A 24,068-nucleotide genomic window follows, 5' to 3' on the forward strand; every position below is an offset into this window, starting at 1 on the left:
GCGTAAAAGTAGTAACGATCATATATTTAAATGTTAATCAGAAACGCGCAACTCTTGCGCGTTTTTTCTTTATACAATTTATTGTTAGATTTACAGACTCATTAATCTAACTTTATATGATATCACTTAGTGAAGAAAATTACCTGAAAGCTATCTTTCATTTAATTAATGAAGAAAATACTGTAACCATCAATGAAATCAGCAAGCTCCTTGATGTAAAAATGCCAAGTGTTAACAATATGATGAAGAAATTCGCTGACAGAAACTGGGTCGTTTACGAGAGTTATAAACCCCTGAAGATTACAGATTCCGGGAAAAAACAGGCAGCACTTATCGTAAGAAAGCACCGTTTAACGGAAATGTTTCTTGTCGAAAAAATGAATTTTGGGTGGGAAAATGTTCATGAAATTGCCGAACAGCTGGAACATATTCATTCGGAAACTTTCTTTGATAAAATGGACGAAATCCTGAACTACCCTAAATTTGATCCACACGGGGAACCGATTCCGGACAAAGAAGGAAATATCATCGCTCAGGATTTGAAAAAATTAAGCGAATGCAGTATTGGACAAAAAGTGATTTTCACTGCAGTGACAATTACAGACGATGACTTTCTTACTTTTCTAAATATAAAGAATCTGGAGTTGGGAAAGGAAATTGAAATCCTGGAAATAGAAAAATTCGACAAGTCCATGACCGTAATGATCAGTGATACTTCTACAATATTAAGCAAAATTGTATGCGATAAGATTCTTGTAAAAGGATCTCTGTAAAAAGCTGTTTTGGCACATTGAAGCAATTGCCTTAACTTTGTAACATTCTCAAAATAATCAATAAAATTTAAAAATATGTCAAAAGCTATTTCGCAAGTTCCTTACGCAGTAAATGAGCCCGTAAGAACTTATGAACCGGGTTCTGCCGACGTTAACTCTTTGATTTCCACCTACAAAAAAATGTGGAAAGAGCAGGTAGAAATTCCTATGATCATCAACGGAAAAGAAATTACCACCGAAAGTAAGGTTGCTATCAGTTCTCCTCAAGATCATCAGCATAATCTAGGCTTTTATTACAAAGGCGACATGACTCATGTTGACGAAGCAATTAATACCGCTCTTGCCGCAAGAGAAAAGTGGAACAATTTAGGTTGGGAGCAGCGTGCCGCAATCTTCCTGAAAGCCGCTGACCTCGTTGCCGGGCCTTACCGTGACCGTCTGAATGCCGCAACAATGATTGGACAGAGTAAAAACGTTCATCAGGCAGAAATCGATGCAGCATGTGAGTTTATCGACTTTCTTCGGTATAATGTGGAATTCATGACCGAAATATATAGTGATCAGCCTGTTTCCGACAGCGGGATTTGGAACAGATCAGAATACCGCCCGTTGGAAGGGTTTTGTTTTGCGGTTACGCCTTTCAACTTTACAGCAATTGCGGGAAACCTCCCAACCTGTATGGCGATGATGGGAAATGTTGTAGTTTGGAAGCCTTCGGACAAACAGGTTCTTTCTGCTAAAATTATTATGGATATTCTTACAGAAGCTGGCTTACCGGCGGGCGTAATCAATATGATTTTTACAGACGGCAAAGAAACTGCAGAAAAAGTATTGGCACATCCTGATTTTGCCGGTCTGCATTTTACTGGCTCAACCACGGTATTCCAGGATATGTGGAAGAAAATCGGTAATAATATTCACCAGTATAAAACATATCCAAGAATCGTCGGAGAAACCGGAGGTAAAGACTTTATTATGGTGCATCCGTCGGCGAATGCTGAAGCTGTTGCCACAGGAATGGTTCGCGGTGCTTTTGAATATCAAGGGCAGAAATGTTCTGCTGCTTCCCGCGCTTATATCCCTAAATCGCTTTGGCCAGAAGTTAAAAATGTAATGGAAGCCCAGCTTAAAACCATTAAAATGGGAAGCCCGGAAGATCCTTCTAACTTCGTGAATGCAGTTATCGACAAAAATTCTTTCGAGAAATGTAAAGGCTACATTGAACGTGCAGAGCAATCTTCAGATGCAAAAGTAATTTTCGGAGGAAAATGCGATGATTCAAAAGGATGGTTTGTTGAACCTACCGTAATTGAAACTACGAACCCGAAATATGAATCAGTTTGCGAAGAAATCTTCGGTCCAATCCTTTCAGTGTATGTTTATGAAGACATTAACTGGAAAGAAACCCTGAAACTTGTGGATGAAACATCTCCTTATTCATTAACGGGTTCCATTTTTTCACAAGACAGATACGCGATTGACGAAGCATACAAAGCTTTGGAAAACGCCGCAGGAAACTTTTACATTAACGACAAACCGACGGGTGCAGTAGTTGGCCAGCAACCTTTTGGCGGCGCTAGAGCTTCCGGCACCAACGACAAAGCCGGTTCTAAAATGAATTTGCTGAGATGGGTTTCTGTGAGAAGTATTAAAGAAACTTTTGTTTCTCCTAAAGATTATAAATATCCTTACTTAGGATAGGATTTTAAACTTTTAAATAATTAACTCTGTCGTTCTGGCAGAGTTTTTTTGTGAGAATATTCAGACATTATAATGCCTAATTACATGCTTAATTATCGTTACTACTTAGAAATCCGGACTCAACTTATAATTTAACAAACTTTATATTTTTAAACATTCAACTGGCATACTTTTTACAGTTGATTGTGGGTAAACAATCATTAATTACATTAACTTAAAACTTAAATTATGAGCACTAAAAGAAACGGTTTATTAGCATTGCTAGGACTTGGAGCAGTAGCATTTTGGAAATATAAAAACTCTACTCCAGAAGAAAAGCAGGCAGTAAAAGATAAGTTTAACACTGCGAAAGACAATTTCAATAAATTGGGAAGTGATTTAAAATCAAAAGCCAGTGAAGTTGCTTCTCAGGTACAGAACAAAGCTGACCAGGCAAAAACGACAGTTAACGAGTCTGTAAATCAGAACTAAAACTATTCCTTTTTCAGACCAAAAATCCGCAATGTAAAATTACATTGCGGGTTTTTATTTCAAGGATTTAATTTTTTATTTATTTCAGAAGTGCGTTGAATGTGTCGCCCTGGCGAATATCTCCGGTATTATATCCTTTCATAAACCATTCTTTACGTTGGGCTGAACTTCCGTGGGTGAAACCTTCCTGATTCACGTATCCTTGCGATTTCTTCTGAATATTATCGTCGCCTACTGCTTCAGCCGCTGAAATTGCAGCCTCAAGGTCGCCAGGTTCAAGAAACTTTTCACGGTTATCGGTTTGTCTCGACCAAACTCCGGCATAAAAATCAGCCTGAAGTTCTGTAGCAACAGAAACCCTGTTCATATCCGCTTCGGAATACCTACCGCTTCTGCGTAACTGGTCAGTTTTCTGTAAGGTTCCTAACAGATTTTGAATATGATGTCCCATTTCATGAGCCATTACGTATGCTATGGAAAATTCCGTAACCTGTGCGCCAAAACGCTGCTGCAATTCTTTGAAAAAACTCATATCCATATAAACGGTTTGATCGGCAGGGCAGTAAAAAGGCCCCATCGCTGCCTGTGCTGTTCCACATCCTGACTGGGTTACCGCTTCAAACATCACCACTTTTGCCGGTTGGTACTGCATTCCGTTTTCTTGAAAGACTTTGGCCCACGTCTGTTCATTCTCTGCCGTAATCATCTCTACGAATTCCCGCACTTTTAGCTCTTCCTGAGTCAGATCACGCTGTTCGGTCTGCTGGCTCGAATTTCCCATCCCTGAGGAAAGTATTGCTGAAGGGTCGCCACCTAAAAAGAATATAATAGCAGCGATAATTAAGGTTCCCAAGCCGCCGCCTACAAGCATTCCGCCGCCTCCACCTGCGCCCCTTCTGTCATCCACATTTCCGCTTCTGTCGTTTGTCCATTTCATGGTCTGTAATTTATAAGTTATTTCTTATTTTAAAAATACATTAATTTTATTTATTCAGCTTGTTTTCCTGAAGCCAGTAACTGGTCGACTGAAATGCAGCAACGCAGTCATCAATCAAGTTCTGTACCGATTTCTTAGCTGGTATTTCATCAAAATAAAGTCTAAAATCTTCCGGCAAACCCGATTTTTGTGATACCAAAGAATACTGTCTCACTTTTTTTGTTGGTGAAATCACCGTTAAATAATTATCTTTAACTAATCCCAGATCCTGATAGGTAGCTACATAGGCTTTTGGCTGAAAATCGTCCGTAAAAACATCCTGACCTAAAAATGTAGAGCGATAACTGAAATTTAAAATTCCCAACAATGTAGGCATCACATCGATCTGCGACATCAGCCTGTTAAATTGCTGTGGTTCGATGAAGCCTTCGGAAAATATCATTCCTGGGATTCTGTATTTATCCATTGGAAGTTCTGTTTTTCCTGCACTCGACGCGCAATGATCTGCTACAATTACAAAAACAGTATTTTTATACCAATCCTGTTTCTTAGCCATTTTAAAAAACTTCCGGATCGAATAATCGGTATATTTTACGCCGCCTTCTCGTGATTTGGCGTTTCCGGGAATATCAATCCGACCGTCGGGATAAGTAAAAGGTCTGTGGTTAGAAACCGTCATCCAATGGTTAAAAAACGGTTTTCCGCTTTTCGCTTCAAGATTCATTACCTCTATTGCTTTTCTCGCCATATCTTCATCTGAAACGCCCCAGATATTCCCAAAAGTGATTTCTTCGGGTTTAAAACTGCTTCTATCAACAATATCATATCCATTTCCTTTATAGAAATCTTCCATATTATCGAAATAGCTGTCACCACCGTATAAAAATTTCACATCGTAGCCTTTCGATTTGAAAACACTTCCGGTGGTAAATTTATTCTTGTTATTTTTTCTTTTAATAATACTCTCTCCAGCTGTTGGAGGAATGCACAAGGTTAAAGCTTCAAGTCCGCGAACTGTTCTGTTTCCGGTGGCATAAAGGTTTGTGAACATTAAAGATCTGGTTGCCAGACTGTCGAAAAATGGAGTAATATTCTGGGTATTTCCGTAATGAGCTAGAAAATCGGCGGACAGACTTTCAATAGAAATCAGTACCACGTTTTTCTTTAATTCAGGTTTTGGTGATGTAATTATACGGGATAACGACGCAGATTTAAATTCTCTCAGAAAGCGCTGTTCAGCGACAGATTCGTTCAGCGTTGGGTAAAACGGGAAATAATTGAGTTCTTTTTGGGTGAACGCATTGAAGAATTTAGGAAAGCCGTTTGCCTGAATCTCCTGCGCGAAAGTATTGCCTGTTTTTACTTCGTTCAGTTTAGGAATAAGCACAAGACTCATACCGCACAACAGGACAAATGAACCGAGTAAGATAAGTTTCTGCTTGAAATTGGGAAGCTCAATAAGTTCATCTTTCGTCCTCCGGAATATGAACCATGTAACTGCCGCTGCAAGAATAAATATGACTGAAAATAATGGAAGTACAGGATAACTTTCCATAATGTTTCCGATCACTTCATTGGTATAAATTAAATAATCTACTGCAATAAAATTGTATCGGACCCCGAATTCATTCCAGAAAAAATATTCGCTTACAGCATTGAAAATGATGAGTACAACATATAAAAACAAGGTGATAAAGTAAAGAATATTACGGATTTTAAGCCGCTGAACTGGGAGAAAAAGCATCAAGCCAAACAGCAGTGTTTTCAAACCTATAAATGCGGTGGCAACTTCGGGGAATGCTCCGCCGTACTGTCGGAAAATATTTCCGGGTACAAAAGCGGTATAAATGAACGCGGTCATTAACAAGCCGAAAATGATGTACCCGTAAGGTTTTCTGTACTTAGAATTAGATAAGAAAAGAAAGTACAAAGCCAATAAACTGCTGGCTAAAGTAAAAACTAAAATGTCGCTTAACAAACCGACAGCTACTATCTTCAGACTTTCAAACAGTGCAAAATCTGCATTTGTAATTGGATGAAAGATGAAAATAATTCTTAAAATAAGAGAAACCAGGAGATAAAAAATCCCGAGATAAAAAAACGGTTTTAGTTTTGTCTGCATCATTTCGCTTTAAATTGTAACCTCTTTTTTCGCTTTTGAATAAAGCAGAGTTACTGTAAAGCTACAAATTTCCAAAACCAATATTCCCTTTTTTCTCGGAAAGATTGCGCTTGAATTCAATCATTTGCAGAGCAGTAACAGCAGCTTCTACGCCCTTATTACCAAGACTTCCGCCGCTTCTTGCGACAGACTGTTCTTTAGTATCATCAGTTAAAAGACAGAATATCGTGGGAACATCAGTTAAAATGTTGCAGTCTTTAATCCCTTGCGCAACTGCTGAACAAACGTAATCGAAATGAGGAGTCTCTCCACGGATCACGCAACCAATAGCAATCACAGCATCAAATTTTCTCTCTTTGCAAAGCTGCATAGAGGCGTAATTAAGTTCGAATGCACCGGGAACACTAAATACTTTGATGTTGTCCTCGTTTACACCTTCAGTTTTCAGAACTTCCAATGCTCCGTCGCGAAGGTTATGGGTCACAAAATCATTCCATTCAGAAACAACAATGCCAATTCTGTAAGAACCGGCATTAGTAAGCTGCAATGGTTTGTAATCTGAAAGATTTACAGTTGCCATTTTATATTTTTTATTTAGTAATATTTTACCATTTCAATGTAAGCATCAGACATTCCGTTGTCGTAATCCTGATATTTCTCGTCGATTGCGCTGAAGTATTTTTTCGCTTCTGCATTTTTCTTCAATGCTAGAGACACCATTCCCGCTTTCTTTGTGAAATAATAAGAAGTGTAAGGATCATCAGATGCTGTAGATGCTTTATCTAAAAGTGAAAGAGCGTCCTCATTTTTATTCAGGTTAAGTTGACAATCTGCCATTGCACCGAATTTCAGTGCAGTTAAGATCTTGTTATCTGATGAAAATTTATCAAGCAGATCATAAGCTTCCTGATATTTCCCTTCTTTGAATTTCAGCAATCCTGCATTATAAGCAGAAAGTTTACCCACTTTGGTTCCTGAAAAGTCATTGTAAGTTCCTAAATAACCTGGATTAGCAGCGGTTTTACCACCCAAAGCAAGTTCTTCTTTTCCGTCAGCCAAATTTTTCTGAGCGGCAAGATAACTTAAAGTAGCTTCCTCATTTCGTGGACCTACATAAAACTGCTGGTAAGCAAAATATCCAAGAACCAGTGCCAATAAAGCTACAAAAACTGTAACCAATGTTTTGGCATTTTTTTCCAGAAATCTTTCGGTATCTAATGCACCTCTGTCTAAATCCTTGAAAACTTCTACAGTTTCCTTCCCTTCCATTTCGTGTTTGTCGGTGTGCGTTTTATGTTTTGCCATAATGTATTAAAAAATTGAAGTGCAAATTTAACTGTTTTTGAACGATTTACAAAATAATGCCTGAAAAAACATTCCGTTGCTAAAATTCCACTGAAACAAGTAATTTTTTCTTTGAAAAATATTAAAATTTAACTGATTTAGTATTCCAGAATTGTATAGACCTCCGCATCGAATTCTTTGAGGCGTTCTGCACCGTTAAGATCCTTTAAACCAATCAGAAAACTAAACTGCGAAACTGTTGCTCCCTGATTTTCTACCAGTTTTGCTGCGGCTTGAGTTGTACCGCCCGTTGCGAGCAAGTCGTCGTGAATAAGTATTCTTTGTCCCGGTTTTACCTGTCCGGTACGCATCTCTATTTCGGCTGAGCCATATTCCAGTTCGTATTCAATTCCAACAAAAGGCGGCGGAAGTTTCCCTGCTTTGCGGATAAGAATAAACGGAACTTCGAGCGCCACAGCAACTGCGATCCCGAAAAGATATCCGCGGCTTTCGATTCCGCAGACTGCATCAACCTTCCCACGGCTGAAAGCAACCAGATCAGCGATTACATCTTCATAAAGCTTAGGATTAAGAAAAATCGGCGTAATATCTTTGAACTGAATGCCCGGTTTTGGGAAGTCAGGAATATTTTCAATAGTTTCTTCTAAATCACGGATGAGTTGATGATTTTTCATTTTAATTAATTTTATAGCTGGAAATCTTCCATTCTCCGTTCACATTCTTCAAACCAAATGTCACCTGCAGAGCAGTCGTTTTTCCACTTTTGTCCGTTACATCGTAGGTGGCATTTACGCTGGCGGCGTTTGCACCTGAATTCTGGGTAGAAATATTTTTGACGTTAATGTTCTTTACAGCTCCAAACCCGGAATTAGGATTCGAAAAAGTTTCATAAGATCCCCAACTGGGATTGTCGGAAGTTTCGTATGCCCCTTTTAAATTCTGGCTGTTAAGATTGTTCAGAAACTTTGTTACACTTGTTTTAGGGTCACCCGAAGCTGCAACAGGTGTGTCGGTAGAAGGAGAGGTAATATCAGTATCCAGTACCGGAATGTTCGCAGAAGGATTTGCAGGATTTTCATCAGGGTTTCCGGCCGGCATCAAAAGTGCTTTTTCGTTAACAGAAACACCAATTTTCGACATTTTAAATGTTTTCTTAGTCGTTTTCACAGAAACGGTAATATCTATCTTACTATCACTGATTTTATCGGCAGGCAGCGAGGCAAATCTCAGCGTAAAACCTTTAAAATCGTTATTGAGCATTAGATTTTTAGCTGTTAGAATACGGTTTCCACTACTGTAAACTTCCATCACTGTTTCTAAAGCTGCACCATCGAAAACAATTGGATTCCCCGACGCATCTACAAGCCTAGGAATTACCTGTAGAGATTTCGGCCCAAGTATGCTGTCAACTGCCAGTGGTTTGGTCTTAAGGTTTAATGAACTTGCGGAGATATCATTCGGGTCAGACTCTTTAGCTTCCTCAGCACCAAAAATATTCATTTCACCTAAGGATGGCGGCCCCGTACTGGTCCATTCAATTCCGTTTTCCTGAGCAACTTTATCTGCTAAGGCAAAAATACCCGGAACTTTCAATCCGTTAATCAATTTACCCAAAGCATTAAGTTCGTTCACATCGCCATCGGCTTCTACACCAAAAGTTTTAAGGATGTAAAGGGCTTCATTGAACTTTACCTGCTGCAGCGTACTGAGACTGGAAGCCATATCGTTGATGCTGGACTGGAGGGCTTTTGTACTGCTGGCGTCCACTTTATCTTTTTTACATGAAATCAGTAGAAAAGCGGAAAACAGTATGATAAAAAATTGCTTCATAAGGTGATGTTTAGATACAAATTTAACAAAAATCCCGACATAAAGCCGGGATATATTAATTTGATATTGTGCAGATCTTAGAAAGGATATTCGTAAATCTTTGATTCTTTTACAAATGGGTTTCCTTCAGGAATTAATTTAAGTTTTGAAAGCGCAGTTAAAACTACAAATACAAATAAACCAACTCCGAACAGTACGGATCCTAAATTGAGGATAAGAACTTCAGGTGTTTTCCAGTAAGGACCTACGGTTCCTGGCATAACCATGTTAAAATAATCAAGCCAGTGACCTACAAGAACAATTACTGCAACAGTAGTTACCACTGTATAATTTCTCTTGATGCTAGAACTTACCAATACCAATAACGGAATAAGGAAGTTAAGAATCAGCATCGGCAAGAATGTTGCGCCGTAATATTTGAATCTCCCAAAGAAATAATTGACCTCCTCCGGAACGTTAGCATACCAGTAAAGCATGAACTGACAGAACCAGGTGTATGACCACAACATACTTGTTGCAAAAAGGAACACTCCTAAATCATGTAGGTGATTGTCATTGAACTGAGGAAGAACACCTTTTTTCTTTAAGTAAACGCTGATCAGAATAATTGCTGCAACAGCGGATGACAAAGTACTCACCATCGCATACCAAATATACATGGTAGAATACCAGTGAGGGTCAATTGACATCAACCAATCCCAAGCCCATGCTGCAGAAGCAAACCCGAAGAATGCAATGTAACCGATACTCCAGCTGTAATAACTTGCATAAACTTTTCTGTCTTTAGTTTCATCAACTTTCTTTGAAAGTGATTTAAGTTTCCATGCAAAGAAAGATGCACCTACAACATAAAGCACAGTTCTGAAGGCATAAAAAGGGATATTAAGGAAAATCTTCTTCTCGTAAAGGATAGAATCGAAGTGCGGATCACCTGGAGTCGTCAATTCAGGATCCATCCAGTGGAAAAGGTGTCCCTGATGACTTGCATTCAGCAACATAATGATGATAAGAATTGCACCACCCCAAGGGATGAAAGATGCAATCGCTTCCATTACTCTTAAAATGATAATTGACCATCCTGCGTGTGCTGCGTTCTGAATACAGTAGAAAAACAATGCACAACAGCTTAGGGCAAACAGAAATACCGCAACGGTATGAATAGCTGCCAAAGGTTGGTTATGAACCTGAAGTTTAGCATGGTCCAAATGTGCCTGATGATCCTGAGGTCCCACCATTTCACTTGAGTGAGTAGGAGCATGATTACCACCGGCATGTACTGCCTCCATCATATGTTCAATTCTCGCATCGTCGATACCGTGATTCATAAAGTAACCTACTCCAAAAAGCACTAATCCCAAAGCGATAAATATGATTGAATATAATCTTAATTTAGGTGAAAAACTATACATTTTAAATTCTTTTTATTTTTTAGGACTAGTTGATACACTCGCAGAAGCTGTAGCAGCTGTTGATTCAGTCGTATTGGCACCTGTAGCCGGAGCTGCAGATTCAGTGGCTGCTGCGGGAGCAAGCCCGCCTTTGAAGGCATTCATTACATACATCGACACTCTCCAACGGTCCCCAGGTTTTAACTGACCTGCGTATGAACCCATTGCGTTTCTACCGTTTGTAATTACGTAATGAACAGATCCCACTGTAATTTGTCTGTCAGCATAATTAGGAACTCCTGTATAAGCGCCGCTCGCAACAATTGGTCCCTGGCCATCGCCGCCGGTACCATGACATGCTGCACAGGTCTGGTCATATAAAAGTTTACCTCTTTCGATATCTTTTGCCTGGTTGGCAGGATTTAACGGAGATGCTGCAACAAGTTTCGAAGCGTCGTAACCACCGTTGTACTGATCAGGAGTCATTGCCGAATTCATAGCTTCGTCAGCAACACCGTCTTTATTTTGGGCAACAGTACCATTTACCGGACCCAATCCTGTAGCGCCGTTGTTTTTCACAAAAGCCGGGATTTCATTTTCGTGGTCTGAGTATGCATCTTCAGCTTTCATCAAAGGGTCATATGCTACCGGAAAGTACATATCAGGAAAATAAACCAAAGGAGGATTTTCTTTGCTGCAAGAACTTAATGAAATTGCTGCAAATCCCAAGATCGCTGTAATTTTAAATATATTCTTTGTCATTTGGACAATTTTATTGTTTTTATAATCAAATGGAACCGTTTTACAAGGTTTCATTCTAAGCATCTTTTACCGTAATTTCTTCTACACCGGTATCAATCAGGATTTGTTTCACAGATTCTACATCATCAGTTACAAATTCCATCATAAACTTATCATCAGTAGTTCTTGGATCCGGGTTCTGAGGCGGACAACCAGGATACATTTTATTTCTCACCAAAAAGGTTAGAGACATCATGTGGGCCGCGCAGAACACCATTAATTCAAACATCGGAACTACAAACGCAGGCATGTTTCTGGACCATTCAAATGCTGGTTTACCACCAATATTCTGAGGCCAGTCGTGATTCATAGTGTACCAAGTAACTAAAATCCCGATGGTAACACCGTATACTGCGTAAATAAAAGCGGCATCAGAAATTCTAGTTTTCTTCAAACCTAAAGCTTTGTCAAGACCATGGACCGGAAACGGAGTATAAACTTCGTCAATTTTGATTCCTTTGTCATTGAAAGCGTGTACGCCGTTCAATAAATCGTCGTCATCGGCATAAATACCGTAAACTTTTTTAGTGGTGCTCATCTTCTTCTTCTTTTGCTTTATAAGTTTCACCTGAGATTTTCAAAATAGTCTTCAATTCAGCCTGAGCAATTACAGGGAATGTTCTGGCGTAAAGTAAGAACAGCACTCCGAAGAATCCTATTGTTCCAAGGAATACCCCAACATCAATTATTGTTGGTTTAAACATCGTCCATGAACTTGGCAAGTAATCTCTCGAAATATTGATTACGATAATATCGAATCTTTCAAACCACATCCCAATATTGATGATGAGTGCGATAATGAATGTAGCCATAATGTTTGTTCTCACTTTCTTGAACCAGAAAGCTGCAGGAATTACAAGGTTACAGATAATCAATGCCCAGAACGCCCACCAGTAAGGACCGGTTGCTGCACCTGGCGAAAGGTATACGAAATCTTCGTATCGTGACCCTGAATACCATGCGATGAAATATTCACAAGCGTATGCTACAGTTACCATACCGCCGGTTACGATGATTACGATGTTCATAATCTCGATATGATACATGGTAATATAATCTTCTAAGTGAGCTACTTTTCTTGCAACAAGCAATAGCGTCTGTACCATTGCAAATCCAGAGAAAATTGCTCCCGCAACGAAGTACGGCGGATAGATGGTAGAGTGCCAACCTTTAATTACTGATGTAGCAAAGTCAAAAGATACCGTGGTGTGAACCGAGAATACAAGTGGTGTTGCCAAACCTGCCAAAACAAGTGAAAGTTCCTCGAATCTCTGCCAGTGTTTTGCTTTACCGCCCCAACCGAAAGCCAGGAATGTATAAATTCTTTTTGTCCAAGGGGTTTTTGCACGGTCTCTGATCATCGCAAAGTCAGGAATTAATCCCATAAACCAAAATACGGTAGATACAGAGAAATAAGTTGAGATTGCAAATACGTCCCAAAGTAACGGTGAGTTAAAGTTGGTCCAAAGTGAACCGAACTGGTTTGGTAAAGGGAAAACCCAATATCCTACCCAAACTCTACCCATGTGAATTACCGGGAAAATTGCTGCCTGTACAACGGCGAAAATCGTCATCGCTTCAGCAGAACGGTTTACCGACATTCTCCATCTTTGTCTAAATAATAAGAGTACTGCAGAGATTAAGGTTCCGGCGTGACCAATACCTACCCACCAAACGAAGTTGGTAATATCCCATCCCCAGTTGTTGGTTCTGTTGAGTCCCCATGCACCGATACCGGTACCAATGGTGTAGGCGATACAGCCAAATCCGTAGATGAATAGTGTTAAAGCTATCCAAAAGGAAACCCACCATAATTTTCCTGCGCGTTCCTCGATAGGTCTTGCGATATCTTCTGAGATATCGTGATAAGTCTTGTGACCAATAATTAAAGGTTCCCTTATCGGAGCTTCGTAATGTCCTGACATTTTTTACCTATTTATTATTTAAACTATATTTTCTTTTCTGTTTCTCACTTTGGTGTGGTAGAAGACGTTTGGTTTGGTACCGATCTCTTCAAGCAAAGTATATCTTCTGTTGGAGTTGTATAAACCTCTTACTACAGAATCTTTGTCATTCATATCACCAAATTTCATTGCACCTGTAGAACAAGCATTTACACATGCAGTAGAGAATTCTCCGTCTTTTACTTTTCTGCCTTCTTTCTTGGCCTCAAGGATCGTGTTCTGTGTCATTTGGATACACATTGAACATTTTTCCATAACCCCTCTTGTTCTTACAACTACATCAGGGTTGAGTACCATTCTACCTAAATCATTATTCTGATTGAAGTCGAATTTATCATTAAGGTTATAAGTAAACCAGTTGAATCTTCTAACTTTATACGGACAGTTGTTTGCACAATATCTGGTACCGATACATCTGTTATAAGCCATTTGGTTTTGTCCCTGCTTACCATGTGATGTTGCCGCTACCGGACAAACAGTTTCACAAGGAGCGTGGTTACAGTGCTGACACATCACCGGCTGGAAGATCACATCCGGATTATCTGCAGGATGGTTCAAAATACCACTCTTCTCATCTAAGAAATGACCATACATTCCAGGTACATCCAGATCAGCAGATATCGCTTCTTCCTGAGACAGTTTGCTGTCTTTATTCTTGTCTATTTCAGCAGGAACATTAGTAGAATAGTAACGGTCGATTCTCAACCAGTACATATCACGTGACATTCTAACCTCTTCTTTACCAACAACAGGAACGTTGTTCTCTGCCTGACAAGCAATAATACATGCTCCACAACCTGTACATGAATTCAAATCCACAGAAAGGTTGAAGTGTGGCCCATCAGTATCATCAAATGAATCCCAAAGATCTACTTTACCGGCAGGTAATGCACCACCAATCGTATGATATTCCAATGGTTTGTTCCATCCTATCTGCTCATCATCAAATTTTACATTCAAGAAAGTATCCAAAGGAACTTCTCTTGCAATTTCGTAACGGCCCATCAGGGTATTCTGAAGCTGCATTCCTGCAAATTCGTGTTCACCTCCGGTTTTCTCAATTTTCACACTCGATAAAACTGAATTTGAACCATCAAATAAAGGATAAGCATTAACACCTGTTTCAGCTACTTTTCCGGAATCTTTTTTACCGTAACCAAGAGCAAGTCCCATAGAACCTTCTGCCTGACCCGGCTGTACAAAAACAGGAACATCCTTTAATGTAACACCGTTTACAGTAAGATTTACAAGTGAACCACCTAACTGCATTCTTGCATTAAGGTCGTTATCTAAACCTAATCTCTCGGCATCTTTAGGAGAAACTGTCAGGTAATTATCCCATGAAAGTCTGGTGATTGGATCCGGTAATTCCTGAAGCCAAGGGTTATTGGCCTGGGTTCCGTCTCCGATAGAAGTTTTGGTATAAAGCACCAATTCAAGATCAGATGCTTTTAAATTTCCCAATTCAGTGGCAGCCTGCGCAGCATTTCCACCTGCATAAGAAAGCGATCCGATTACGCTTCCGCCTTCAACAACACCATTGTAAAGTGCTTTGTTGAATGTTGTACCGCCGATTAAGGTGGCCGCGTTGGCTTTTAAATAATCGTAATAATTATTGGCTGCGTTATTTTTTCCGTTCATCCAAACCAAAAGTGATTCTTCAATCTGTCTTGATTTGTAAATTTTCTGGATGGTGGGCTGCATTAAAGTGTAAACACCTGTCTGCGGAGCCATATCACCCCAGGATTCTAACCAGTTTGCAACCGGGATTACAGCTTTAGCTGCTTTATACATTTCATTCTTCTTGTCGGCAACCGCTACTACACATGGTACTTTTGCTACAAGTTTCTTGAAATCTTCTCCCTTGTTGTTTGAATAAATTGGGTTTACATTATTGGCGATTAATACACCAACCTGCCCTGCATTCATCCAGGTTAAAAATTCCTGATATTTAGCTGCATCAAATTCCTTAAGGAAGTTTGCTTTACCTGTGAAAGCAGTTGATGCCAATTTTTGATTGATTAAGTGAGCTAAAACATGAGCCGCTTTAGAACCGTCTGCAAAAACAACAGCGTTGCTTCCTTTTGCCTGAAGTTCTTTTACGATTTCTGCAGCTTCTTTGCTAACAGAACCTCCGTTAAGACCGTTGTAAACTTCTACAAGAACTTTATTTACCGCACTTGGCTTCAGTTTGATTCTTGTATCGGCATTAGCTCCGGTTAAAGACATGTTCGATTCGATCTGAATGTGTCTCATCATCTCCGGGCCTGGCTTTCTTGCTGCAGCGTAAGAAGTTTCAAGTGAACCTCCGTTATAATCTCCTAAGAAATCTGCCTGGAAAGAAACCACCAACTGGGTTTTCGATAAATCGTAAACCGGCAATGCTCTCTGACCGAAAACTTCCTGAGCAGCATCTAAAGCTGCAGTATAAGGAACTGCGTCATAAGTTACCAATTCAGCAGTTGGATATTTAGCTTTGAAGTCTGCAAATAACTTTTTAAAAGTTGGTGAAGCGTAAGAATGTGAAAGAACTACGATTCTTTTGCCGCCCGCCTGTGCATCTGCCAAACCTTTCAGAACGAAATCATCAACTTTATCGAAAGTCTCGTCTTTTCCGTTAAGTTTGGGTTGCTTTACTTTATCATTATCATAAAGAGAAAGTACAGCTGCCTGAGCTCTTGCATTGGTTTTACCCAATTCTTTTGCTAAAGGATTCGGTTCAATTTTGATTGGTCTTCCTTCTCTGGTTTTTACTAAAACACTTGCGAAATCATAACCGTCGAAATAAGTGGTTGCGTAATAATTGGGAACACCAGGGATAATTTCGTGGGGTTTTACTACGTAAGGAATGGTTTTGATCACCGGAGCCTCACACGCAGCCAAAGTAACAGCAGCAGTAGAGAAACCTAAAAGCTTCAGGAAATCTCTTCTGGATGAACCTGACTCACTAGATTTTTCACCTCCCAACAATTCACCCACAGGAATTTCGTCCTGAAACTCCTTCAGAGCCAGCCTAGAGTTTAAGCTTGGATCTTTCAGTTCGTGAATACTTCTGAATTTTATTTTATTTGAAGCCATTGATACTTCTAATTTTTGTTATTAATAATGACATTTACCACACTCAAGACCTCCAATCGCATCTACGGTAATTTTCGTACCTGAACCATACTGTTTTTTCAGTTTGTCGTGTAGATTCTTGAAGTATTCTTTATTATAACCGTTGTTCATATCAACTTCTGTCGTTCTGTGACATTCGATACACCAGCCCATTGTGAAATCATTTGCCATGTGAACCACATTCATGGTATCTACCTGTCCGTGACAAGCTTTACACACAACATCAATTTTAGCTTCTGGATTTTTCTGGTTGTAAGAGCTGATAATTGCCTGCTCACCAGCCACTACGTGCTGAGAGTGGTTAAAGTAAACAAAATCAGGCATATTGTGAATTCTTACCCATTCTACTGGTTGAGTTTTGCCCGTATACCGCTGAGAAGCCGGATCCCAACCTGTTGCTGCGTAAATTTTCTGGATTTCTCCATCGTAGAACGCCTTGTCTTTACCTGGCTCCATGTATTTACCGTTGTACTCAGAAATTGTTCTGTGACAGTTCATACAAACATTCATAGAAGGGATTTCGGAAACCTTACCGTATTTAGCGGAAGAGTGACAAAGCTGACAGTCAATTTTATTTTCGCCTGCGTGAATTTTGTGAGAGAAATAGATCGGCTGTTCCGGTTTGTAACCTTTATAAACACCGATCCACATAAGCGAGTTCCAGATACCGTATGCCGCCAAAACGCCGAGCAATACCAGAACACCTTTACCTACATAGTGGTATTTTCTGTACAAATCACCAAGGGAAACAGCTCTGTTTGCATTAAGTTCAGAAAGCTCCTCACTTTGCTGAAGCTTAACAAGCTGCTGAAGTTTTAAAAGCAACCAAAGCAATAATGCACCTATTGCTACTAAAGAAATTAGAATAATTTTCGAGTTTACTGACTCTTTTTTAGCCGCCTCTAAAGCTGCCACTGAGTTGGTATCAGCTCCCGCAGTTGCCGCGTCTGCTGCTGCCGGTTCCGGCGCAGGGGGATTTGTGGTATACTCTAAAATATCATTGATGTCCTGATCTGTAAGATTAGGAAAGGGAAGCATTTCCGTTTTGTTAAACTTCTCATAAACCTCAATGGCGTATTTATCGCCAGATTCGCGCAGGGATTTATTGTCTTTAATCCATTTATGCAGCCAATCTGTATCGAGATTCTGCTCCTTTTTAAGTCTGTCTACTACACCTCCTAACGAAGGACCAACAAGTTGCTTGTCTAAAGCGTGACATGCTGTACAGTTAGCTTTAAAAAGCTTTTCACCGTTTTTGGCATCTCCCTGGGCGTAAATAGAAGCACTGGTCGACAGCAATAAACCTATTGCAATAAGACCTCTCTTGTAATGCTTTCTCCAACTAATCATTTATAAAATCTTGGGTTAGTAAAATATTTGAGTTTACTTTTCAATTGCGCAAAAATAAGACTTTTAACAATAATTTAACGGCAGATTAAATGAGCATACCCTCATTTTAGTTAATTTGTATTAATTCTAAATAGCAAATGTTGGTATAATTTTTATTTGTTATAAATTTGCCTAAAATAAATCTGAATGAATCAATTTCTTAAAATAATTTCTGTACTTTTTTTCGTAGCATCCAACACATTTGATGCACAGCTAGTTGTAAAAAACGACACCATTTCCGGTACCCCACTTTCAATGTCAATGGATAAGAAAGTTGATGAGCTTCTGGGAAATGTTGAAGACAAATGTTTAACAGGAAGAGATTCTAATAACGACAACAGCAGCACCAAACCGAGCACTCCTAAAATTGCGGTTCCGGAAAAAGAACTTTCTAAAGCTGAAATCTGCCGCAAAAACCCTCGTATTATGGGTTATAAAATTCAGTTGGCAGTAGTGAAAAGTAATGAAGAAGCCCGCGAAGTAGGAATGTTTTTCCGAAGAAGATTCCCCAATATGAAGGTGGAAATTGATGCGTCACTAAGACCAAACTATAAGGTAATGGCAGGAAGTTATCTTACAAAACAAAGCGCCGCAGCGGATTTAGCAAAGATAAAAGCGCATTTCAATTCAGCCATCGCAATCCAATACCGGGTGTTCTGTGTAGAAGCAAAATAAGAGGTTCGCCCTAAAACATAAAAAAGCTCCGTAATCACGGAGCTTTTTTATGTTTTAAGCAGTTTAGTTTTTCACCAGAAGTCGGAAACCTTCTCCATGAACATTGATGATTTCGAGTCCTTCATCATCACGAAGTAATTTTCTCAGTTTCGCGATATACACATCCATACTTCTCGCAGTAAAATAGTTCTCTTTCTTCCAGATTTTTCTCAGCGCCAAATCTCTCGGCATGAAATCGTTGCGGTGCATGCAAAGCAGTTTCAACAATTCATTCTCCTTAGGCGAAAGCTTGTACTCGTTATCCCCGACTCTTAACTGACGCAGCATAGAATCAAAGAAGATATTGGAAATTTTGAACTGCTCCTGCTCATCATCTTCCAAAACAGCACTTCTCTGCAGAATTGCTTTAATTTTATAAAGAAGAAGCTCAGTATCAAAAGGCTTGGTAATATAATCATCAGCGCCAAGCTGATAGCCTTTGAGAATATCTTCCCGCATATTTCTCGCAGTGAGAAAAATAATGGGCGTGTTTTTATCAATTCTTTTTACATCTTCTGCCAGACTGAAGCCATCTTTTTTAGGCATCATCACGTCAAAAATACAAATATCGAATTCGTTTTCTGTAAATTCCTTTAATCCCTGTTCGCCATCGGTGGCAAGGGTAACTTCAAAATTATTAATGGTTAAATAATCCTTTAAAACAGCACCAAAACTTTGGTCGTCTTCTACTAATAAGATTCTGTTGCTCATAATTTATTTATTTAAATTTTTTTAATGAGGAATTAAGTGTAAATAATCCTCAATTTTATTTATTTTTTAACGGTAGCGTGCGTCATTGGGAGCTTAATCGTAAACGTACTTCCTTTTCCTTTCTGGGAATCCACCAAAATTTGGCCTTTATGCAGTTCCACTATTTTCTTCACATACGATAAACCGAGTCCCTGACCTTTAACATTATGAATGTTACCGGTCTCCTCGCGGAAAAACTTCTCAAAAATCCGCGTTTTGTTATCCATATCCATTCCCATTCCTTTGTCGGAAATCTCCACCACATACCAATTTCCTTCATTTCTTGTTCTTACCTTAATTTCCGGGGCTTCCGGCGAATATTTATTCGCATTGTCAAGAAGGTTTACCAAAGCGTTGGAAATGTGAAATTCATCAATTTTAAAAGTATATTTACTGGTATTGAATTCCTGGGTCAGCGTACCGTTTCTCTGCGCAACAATAAGTCCAAAAGATTCAGAAATTTCTTTAATCAAAGACCTCACATCGGTTTCTTTCAGGAAAAGCTGAACTTCATTGCGCTCTAATTTCGACATATTGAGTACGTTTTCCACCTGTTTTTTCATTCTCAGGTTTTCCTGCTTAATCAAACCCGAATAATATTTTACTTTTTCCGGGTTCGTCGCGATTTTATCATTAGCAAGGGAATCGGTCGCTACAGAAATTGTTGCAAGCGGAGTTTTGAACTCATGCGACATGTTATTGATGAAATCGGTCTTTACATCTGCAATTTTCTTCTGCCTCATCATATAATTAATGGAGATGATATAAATCCCCAAAATCGTAAGAAGCGACATGAAGGTACCCAAAAGCATAGGTAAATTATTTTTGGCGAGAGAGTAATCTTTTCTTGGGAAGACCAGAGCGATCGTATAAAGTGTACGTTCTTTGCTATCAGTAAAAAGCGGGTAAGTGTAATTACTCTTTTCTTTCTGATCAGCATAAATATCGTTTACCACTTTCGTAACGTTATTCTTCTTATCCATTACTGCAAAACCGAATTTAGTATTCAACCCGTTCAACCTCAATTCCTTGGAAAGAACCGAATCGAGTGTGGCGACATCTACTCTTTTTTCAATAGGGAGATTCGTAGCGCTGAGTTTTGCAAATTCACGTAGTGCGTACGTATTATCGTTGATATCCTTGCTAAGCTGGGCTGTTAAAGGCTCAGACGAATTCTGCTCTTTTTTGATCTTCAAAATGCCTTCATCAGTGTAGAGTTTTGTGAGCTTTAGACTATCGCCTTTCGGGGAAATCGGGAAGTTTTGGTTCTCTACAATGCTTTTCTGGAAAGTGATGGTTGACCGGTTTGCAGAATCAGAATTCTGCTGAATATAGGTCTGGGTTGGCAGATTGCTGCTGTCGATCACATTCTTCCCGAAGTTTTTATAGTCCTGATTCAGATATTTGTCAACTTCCAGTTGCTGCGTTTTTAAAGTCGCAGATTCCAGAGCCGAATATACTTTATTTGAAAAATCCTGGTTGAGCGCAGAATATAGTTCTTTAATCCAATACAGCTGCAGCGTGACGAACACAATCATAGAGATTGTCATCAGCACAGATATAAAAGGAATAAACTTATTGTTCATGAGAAATTTAAATTTGAATTGTTAAAATTAGTCATTTTAAGAATATAATAACAAGAAACCGCAGGAAATATTGTGTTTAATTTCTTAAAAATCTTTTTTTTAACATAATATAACCATTGTTGCTACAGCGGTTATTTGGCTTTCAATGCTTTAAAAATAATCTTTTACATTTGTGTTAAAATACAAGATATGGAATCAAATATCGTTTTCAACAAAGATTTTGATGCGGCAAGCGTGTTCGTTATGAAAGTTTATCATACCGACGTTTCAGTCATCTGGGATTATTTTACAAAGGCCGAACTCCTGGATCAGTGGTGGGCACCGCGCCCATGGAAATGCGTAACCCATAAAATGGATTTCCGTGAGGGTGGAACCTGGGACTATGCAATGGTAGGCCCGGAAAACGAAAAACAGTTCGCAGGTGCAACTTATCACGAAATCACAGTCCATAGAAGTTTTGACTGCACTGATTATTTTGCAGATGCCAACGGTAATAGAGAGACAATTTTGCCCACAGTAAAATGGCTTTTCGGATTTACCGGCGTGGATGAAGGAACCAAACTTACCATCAACATTCATTTTAATTCAGAAGCTGATATGAAAAAGATTCTGGAAATGGGATTTGAGGAAGGTTTCAAAATGGGTCTTTCTCAGCTCGATGAAATTATAAATAAAAAGGACTGATTTCGCAATCAGTCCTTTTTTTATTTAAACAGCTCCTCATCAATAAAATACTGAATGATCGCTTTTTTCATTAAAATCTGCTGTTCATTGGGTTTCAGCTCCGGCAGTTTTTCAAGTTCCTCGAAATGCGGGTACCCGTCATCATCGTAATGCGAGAATTTATAATATCCAAAGGGCTCCAGAAGCCTGCACACCGCAATATGCAAAATATTGAGTTTGTCATCTTTGGTATATTTCTGCTGACCGCTGCCGAGTTCCTGAACTCCGATTAAAAAAAGGATTGTATCGATCTGCGGATGTTTGTCTGTATCGAAATTCTCTACGAAAAAAGCTTCCACTTCTTCCCAAAGTTGGCTGTCGGATTTATTTTCCATCAATTTTATTTTCTAATTTTAAGATAAAGGCATACTCCAAAGCGTCTTCCTTCAAAGATTCAAACCGTCCGGAAGCGCCGCCATGCCCAGCACTCATATCTGTTTTGAAAAGCAGCAGATTATCATCCGTTTTAAGTTCGCGAAGTTTCGCAGTCCATTTTGCCGGTTCCCAATACTGAACCTGAGAATCATGTAATCCAGTTGTGATCAGCATATTCGGGTAATTTTTAGCCTCAACATTATCATACGGAGAATACGACTTCATATAATCGTAATATTTTTTCTTTTTAGGATTTCCCCATTCATCAAACTCACCTGTAGTCAACGGAATCGTCTCGTCTAACATCGTGGTAACCACATCTACAAAAGGCACCTGCGCTACAATTCCATTAAAGAGCTGGGGTTCGTAATTGATTACCGCTCCCATCAAAAGTCCGCCGGCGCTCCCTCCCATGGCATACAGATGTTTTTCGGAAGTGTAGTTTTCAGCAATCAAATATTTCGCAGCGTCGATGAAATCGTAAAAAGTATTCTTTTTCTGAAGCATTTTTCCGTTTTCGTACCACTCACGGCCAAGATATTCGCCACCGCGGATATGGGCAATCGCATAAATAAAGCCGCGGTCTAAAATCGAAAGTCTGACGTTTGAAAAACTTGCATCAACTGTATGACCGTAACTTCCGTATCCATAAATCAATAACGGAGTTTCCGCAGATTTTTTAGTGTCTTTATGATATACGATGGAAATCGGAATACTGTTTTTCCCATCTCTTGAAGGCGCCCAAACTCTTTCCGAAATATAATTCTCAGCAAAGAATTTCCCACCGAGAACTTCATGCTCTTTCAGGATCATGGTGGTTTCTTCCTTCATGTCGTATTCTAAGGTAGAACTCGGTTTAGTTAATGAAGTGTAACCAAAACGCAGTTTAGCAGTATCAAATTCCAGATTGAGACTGATATAAGCCGTGTACGTTGGATCCGAAAACTTTAAATAATGAGAGTTACCGGTGTGATTTTCAATGATTTTAATATGCAGAAGCCCCTCGGTTCTTTCTTCGAGAACAAGATAATCTTTAAAGATTTCAAAACCTTCCAATAAAGTTTCCTTGCGGTGCGGAATAACCTCTACCCAATTCTCAATTCCGGGATTTGAGACTTTCGTTTTTACGATTTTGAAATTCGTAGCGCCATCGGCATTGGTGATAATGTAAAACTCATCTCCGTAATGTTCCACAGAGTATTCCAGATCATCGGTTCGCGGCTGAACTAAAGTCCATTCTGCTGAAACATCATTTGCGGGAATAAAGCGCATTTCATCTGAAACCGAACTTGAACTCGCAATGAAAATATATTCCAGAGACTTCGTTTTAAAAAGACTGACATCAAAGGTTTCATCTTCTTCATGAAAAACCAGAACATCCTTCTCACAATCAGTTCCCAACTCATGTCTGTATATTTGGAACGCGCGCAGATTTTCGTCCTTTCTGGTATAGAAAACATGCCTGTTGTCGTTTGCCCAAACTGCTTTTCCTGTAGTGTTCGTGATTTGGTCGCCAAAAACTTCGCCAGTTTCCAAATTTTTGAAACTAATGGTGTAAATACGTCTTCCGATATTGTCTGATGAAAAACTCATGAGTCTGTTATCAGGTGAAACAGCAACGCTGCCTACTTCAAAAAATTTTTCTCCTTCTGCAAGTATATTTACATCGAGTAAAATTTCTTCTTTATTTTCCAGTGTCTGGAATTTCCGGCTGAAAACAGGATACTCTTTCCCCTTTTCGAATCGTACGATAAACCAGTATTTATTGAAAAAATAAGGTAAACTCTGGTCGTCCTCTTTGTACCGTGCTTTCATTTCGTCGAAAAGCTGCTGCTGAAACGCTTCGGTCTCCTTCATTATCAGATCACAGTAAGCATTTTCCAGGTTAAGATATTCGGTAACCTCAGGATTTTCTCTCTCATTCATCCAAAAATAATCATCGACTCTTGTATCGCCGTGAATTTCCAGAATCTTCTTTATTTTTTTTGCTTTGGGGGCGTTCATCTATACGTAATTGAAGGTTGTTTTTGCGTGCAAAAAGTCCGCAAAGTTAAGATTAATTAAAAACAAAACCATCTTTACCAATGAAAGACGGTTTTTAAAAAAAGGTATTTAAATAAGA

General features: G+C 39.2%; 21 protein-coding genes. 5 read left to right on the forward strand and 16 right to left on the reverse strand.

The features are described 5' to 3' along the window. The first annotated feature begins 116 nt into the window (after positions 1 to 116). The 3 genes from KTV93_RS06090 (at position 117) to KTV93_RS06100 (ending at position 2,945) form a co-directional block, all read left to right on the forward strand. Entirely contained in the window at positions 117 to 773 is a 657-nt protein-coding gene (locus KTV93_RS06090; protein WP_218250411.1) for a metal-dependent transcriptional regulator, read from the forward strand. Between the two features lie 75 nt (positions 774 to 848). Continuing rightward, entirely contained in the window at positions 849 to 2,474 is a 1,626-nt protein-coding gene (gene pruA, locus KTV93_RS06095; protein WP_218250412.1) for an L-glutamate gamma-semialdehyde dehydrogenase, read from the forward strand. A 228-nt stretch (positions 2,475 to 2,702) separates the two neighbouring features. Further along, complete coding sequence (locus KTV93_RS06100) at positions 2,703 to 2,945, forward strand: YtxH domain-containing protein (RefSeq protein WP_218250413.1); 243 nt, start codon at positions 2,703 to 2,705, stop codon at positions 2,943 to 2,945. A gap of 79 nt (positions 2,946 to 3,024) precedes the next feature. On the opposite strand, the gene ypfJ is transcribed toward KTV93_RS06100, so the two are convergent. The 12 genes from ypfJ to KTV93_RS06160 all read right to left on the reverse strand — a co-directional run bounded on the left by ypfJ (position 3,025) and on the right by KTV93_RS06160 (position 17,759). Further along, entirely contained in the window at positions 3,025 to 3,882 is an 858-nt protein-coding gene (ypfJ, locus tag KTV93_RS06105) for a KPN_02809 family neutral zinc metallopeptidase (RefSeq protein WP_218250414.1), read from the reverse strand. Positions 3,883 to 3,928: 46 nt separating this feature from the next. Beyond that, a complete protein-coding gene (locus tag KTV93_RS06110) occupies positions 3,929 to 6,007 on the reverse strand; it encodes an LTA synthase family protein (RefSeq protein WP_218250415.1) in 2,079 nt (692 codons plus the stop codon). Positions 6,008 to 6,065: 58 nt separating this feature from the next. Further along, entirely contained in the window at positions 6,066 to 6,584 is a 519-nt protein-coding gene (gene ribH, locus KTV93_RS06115; RefSeq protein WP_218250416.1) for a 6,7-dimethyl-8-ribityllumazine synthase, read from the reverse strand. A gap of 14 nt (positions 6,585 to 6,598) precedes the next feature. Beyond that, positions 6,599 to 7,309 (reverse strand): YfgM family protein, encoded by a 711-nt coding sequence (locus KTV93_RS06120; RefSeq protein WP_218250417.1) that lies wholly within the window; start codon positions 7,307 to 7,309, stop codon positions 6,599 to 6,601. Positions 7,310 to 7,446: 137 nt separating this feature from the next. Further along, positions 7,447 to 7,983 (reverse strand): adenine phosphoribosyltransferase, encoded by a 537-nt coding sequence (locus tag KTV93_RS06125; protein ID WP_218250418.1) that lies wholly within the window; start codon positions 7,981 to 7,983, stop codon positions 7,447 to 7,449. Between the two features lies 1 nt (position 7,984). Next, complete coding sequence (locus tag KTV93_RS06130; RefSeq protein WP_218250419.1) at positions 7,985 to 9,139, reverse strand: hypothetical protein; 1,155 nt, start codon at positions 9,137 to 9,139, stop codon at positions 7,985 to 7,987. 77 nt (positions 9,140 to 9,216) lie between these two features. Then, positions 9,217 to 10,548, reverse strand: a complete 1,332-nt coding sequence (locus KTV93_RS06135) for a quinol:cytochrome C oxidoreductase (protein ID WP_218250420.1) — start codon at positions 10,546 to 10,548, stop codon at positions 9,217 to 9,219. 12 nt (positions 10,549 to 10,560) lie between these two features. Further along, positions 10,561 to 11,289 carry a c-type cytochrome gene (locus KTV93_RS06140; protein WP_218250421.1) on the reverse strand — a complete coding sequence of 243 codons (729 nt, stop codon included), beginning with the start codon at positions 11,287 to 11,289 and terminating at the stop codon, positions 10,561 to 10,563. 55 nt (positions 11,290 to 11,344) lie between these two features. Continuing rightward, positions 11,345 to 11,866 (reverse strand): DUF3341 domain-containing protein, encoded by a 522-nt coding sequence (locus KTV93_RS06145; RefSeq protein WP_218250422.1) that lies wholly within the window; start codon positions 11,864 to 11,866, stop codon positions 11,345 to 11,347. Then, positions 11,853 to 13,253, reverse strand: coding sequence for an NrfD/PsrC family molybdoenzyme membrane anchor subunit (nrfD, locus tag KTV93_RS06150; RefSeq protein WP_218250423.1), 1,401 nt, complete (start codon positions 13,251 to 13,253; stop codon positions 11,853 to 11,855). The genes KTV93_RS06145 and nrfD overlap by 14 nt, the downstream gene beginning before the upstream one ends. Before the next feature lie 18 nt (positions 13,254 to 13,271). Further along, the gene (locus KTV93_RS06155; protein WP_218250424.1) at positions 13,272 to 16,370 is read right to left on the reverse strand and encodes a TAT-variant-translocated molybdopterin oxidoreductase; all 3,099 of its coding nucleotides are present in this window, start codon (positions 16,368 to 16,370) and stop codon (positions 13,272 to 13,274) included. A gap of 21 nt (positions 16,371 to 16,391) precedes the next feature. Continuing rightward, positions 16,392 to 17,759 (reverse strand): c-type cytochrome, encoded by a 1,368-nt coding sequence (locus tag KTV93_RS06160; protein ID WP_218250425.1) that lies wholly within the window; start codon positions 17,757 to 17,759, stop codon positions 16,392 to 16,394. 186 nt (positions 17,760 to 17,945) lie between these two features. Here KTV93_RS06160 and KTV93_RS06165 point away from each other — a divergent pair, with 186 nt between their 5' ends. Beyond that, positions 17,946 to 18,473, forward strand: a complete 528-nt coding sequence (locus tag KTV93_RS06165) for an SPOR domain-containing protein (RefSeq protein ID WP_218250426.1) — start codon at positions 17,946 to 17,948, stop codon at positions 18,471 to 18,473. A 63-nt stretch (positions 18,474 to 18,536) separates the two neighbouring features. On the opposite strand, the gene KTV93_RS06170 is transcribed toward KTV93_RS06165, so the two are convergent. Together KTV93_RS06170 and KTV93_RS06175 are read right to left on the reverse strand one after the other, a co-directional pair. Then, a complete protein-coding gene (locus KTV93_RS06170; protein ID WP_088468507.1) occupies positions 18,537 to 19,223 on the reverse strand; it encodes a response regulator transcription factor in 687 nt (228 codons plus the stop codon). Between the two features lie 59 nt (positions 19,224 to 19,282). Beyond that, a complete protein-coding gene (locus KTV93_RS06175) occupies positions 19,283 to 20,848 on the reverse strand; it encodes a sensor histidine kinase (protein ID WP_218250427.1) in 1,566 nt (521 codons plus the stop codon). 189 nt (positions 20,849 to 21,037) lie between these two features. Between KTV93_RS06175 and KTV93_RS06180 the strand changes: the two genes are divergently transcribed. Next, positions 21,038 to 21,532 carry an SRPBCC family protein gene (locus KTV93_RS06180; RefSeq protein ID WP_218250428.1) on the forward strand — a complete coding sequence of 165 codons (495 nt, stop codon included), beginning with the start codon at positions 21,038 to 21,040 and terminating at the stop codon, positions 21,530 to 21,532. Positions 21,533 to 21,552: 20 nt separating this feature from the next. Here KTV93_RS06180 and KTV93_RS06185 read toward each other — a convergent pair whose 3' ends face one another. Continuing rightward, the gene (locus tag KTV93_RS06185; protein WP_218250429.1) at positions 21,553 to 21,906 is read right to left on the reverse strand and encodes a hypothetical protein; all 354 of its coding nucleotides are present in this window, start codon (positions 21,904 to 21,906) and stop codon (positions 21,553 to 21,555) included. Beyond that, positions 21,896 to 23,950 carry a S9 family peptidase gene (locus KTV93_RS06190; RefSeq protein ID WP_218250430.1) on the reverse strand — a complete coding sequence of 685 codons (2,055 nt, stop codon included), beginning with the start codon at positions 23,948 to 23,950 and terminating at the stop codon, positions 21,896 to 21,898. The genes KTV93_RS06185 and KTV93_RS06190 overlap by 11 nt, the downstream gene beginning before the upstream one ends. Between the last annotated feature and the right edge of the window lie 118 nt (positions 23,951 to 24,068).

The sequence above is a fragment of the Kaistella faecalis genome (assembly GCF_019195395.1).
In the GTDB taxonomy this organism is placed as follows: Bacteria; Bacteroidota; Bacteroidia; order Flavobacteriales; family Weeksellaceae; genus Kaistella; species Kaistella faecalis.

What these genes read in the sequence shown, in the direction of transcription:
- KTV93_RS06090 (WP_218250411.1), top strand. Translation starts at nt 117, where the DNA reads ATGATATCACTTAGTGAAGAAAATTACCTGAAAGCTATCTTTCATTTA.
- pruA (WP_218250412.1), top strand. Translation starts at nt 849, where the DNA reads ATGTCAAAAGCTATTTCGCAAGTTCCTTACGCAGTAAATGAGCCCGTA.
- KTV93_RS06100 (WP_218250413.1), top strand. Translation starts at nt 2,703, where the DNA reads ATGAGCACTAAAAGAAACGGTTTATTAGCATTGCTAGGACTTGGAGCA.
- ypfJ (WP_218250414.1), bottom strand. Translation starts at nt 3,882, where the DNA reads ATGAAATGGACAAACGACAGAAGCGGAAATGTGGATGACAGAAGGGGC.
- KTV93_RS06110 (WP_218250415.1), bottom strand. Translation starts at nt 6,007, where the DNA reads ATGATGCAGACAAAACTAAAACCGTTTTTTTATCTCGGGATTTTTTAT.
- ribH (WP_218250416.1), bottom strand. Translation starts at nt 6,584, where the DNA reads ATGGCAACTGTAAATCTTTCAGATTACAAACCATTGCAGCTTACTAAT.
- KTV93_RS06120 (WP_218250417.1), bottom strand. Translation starts at nt 7,309, where the DNA reads ATGGCAAAACATAAAACGCACACCGACAAACACGAAATGGAAGGGAAG.
- KTV93_RS06125 (WP_218250418.1), bottom strand. Translation starts at nt 7,983, where the DNA reads ATGAAAAATCATCAACTCATCCGTGATTTAGAAGAAACTATTGAAAAT.
- KTV93_RS06130 (WP_218250419.1), bottom strand. Translation starts at nt 9,139, where the DNA reads ATGAAGCAATTTTTTATCATACTGTTTTCCGCTTTTCTACTGATTTCA.
- KTV93_RS06135 (WP_218250420.1), bottom strand. Translation starts at nt 10,548, where the DNA reads ATGTATAGTTTTTCACCTAAATTAAGATTATATTCAATCATATTTATC.
- KTV93_RS06140 (WP_218250421.1), bottom strand. Translation starts at nt 11,289, where the DNA reads ATGACAAAGAATATATTTAAAATTACAGCGATCTTGGGATTTGCAGCA.
- KTV93_RS06145 (WP_218250422.1), bottom strand. Translation starts at nt 11,866, where the DNA reads ATGAGCACCACTAAAAAAGTTTACGGTATTTATGCCGATGACGACGAT.
- nrfD (WP_218250423.1), bottom strand. Translation starts at nt 13,253, where the DNA reads ATGTCAGGACATTACGAAGCTCCGATAAGGGAACCTTTAATTATTGGT.
- KTV93_RS06155 (WP_218250424.1), bottom strand. Translation starts at nt 16,370, where the DNA reads ATGGCTTCAAATAAAATAAAATTCAGAAGTATTCACGAACTGAAAGAT.
- KTV93_RS06160 (WP_218250425.1), bottom strand. Translation starts at nt 17,759, where the DNA reads ATGATTAGTTGGAGAAAGCATTACAAGAGAGGTCTTATTGCAATAGGT.
- KTV93_RS06165 (WP_218250426.1), top strand. Translation starts at nt 17,946, where the DNA reads ATGAATCAATTTCTTAAAATAATTTCTGTACTTTTTTTCGTAGCATCC.
- KTV93_RS06170 (WP_088468507.1), bottom strand. Translation starts at nt 19,223, where the DNA reads ATGAGCAACAGAATCTTATTAGTAGAAGACGACCAAAGTTTTGGTGCT.
- KTV93_RS06175 (WP_218250427.1), bottom strand. Translation starts at nt 20,848, where the DNA reads ATGAACAATAAGTTTATTCCTTTTATATCTGTGCTGATGACAATCTCT.
- KTV93_RS06180 (WP_218250428.1), top strand. Translation starts at nt 21,038, where the DNA reads ATGGAATCAAATATCGTTTTCAACAAAGATTTTGATGCGGCAAGCGTG.
- KTV93_RS06185 (WP_218250429.1), bottom strand. Translation starts at nt 21,906, where the DNA reads ATGGAAAATAAATCCGACAGCCAACTTTGGGAAGAAGTGGAAGCTTTT.
- KTV93_RS06190 (WP_218250430.1), bottom strand. Translation starts at nt 23,950, where the DNA reads ATGAACGCCCCCAAAGCAAAAAAAATAAAGAAGATTCTGGAAATTCAC.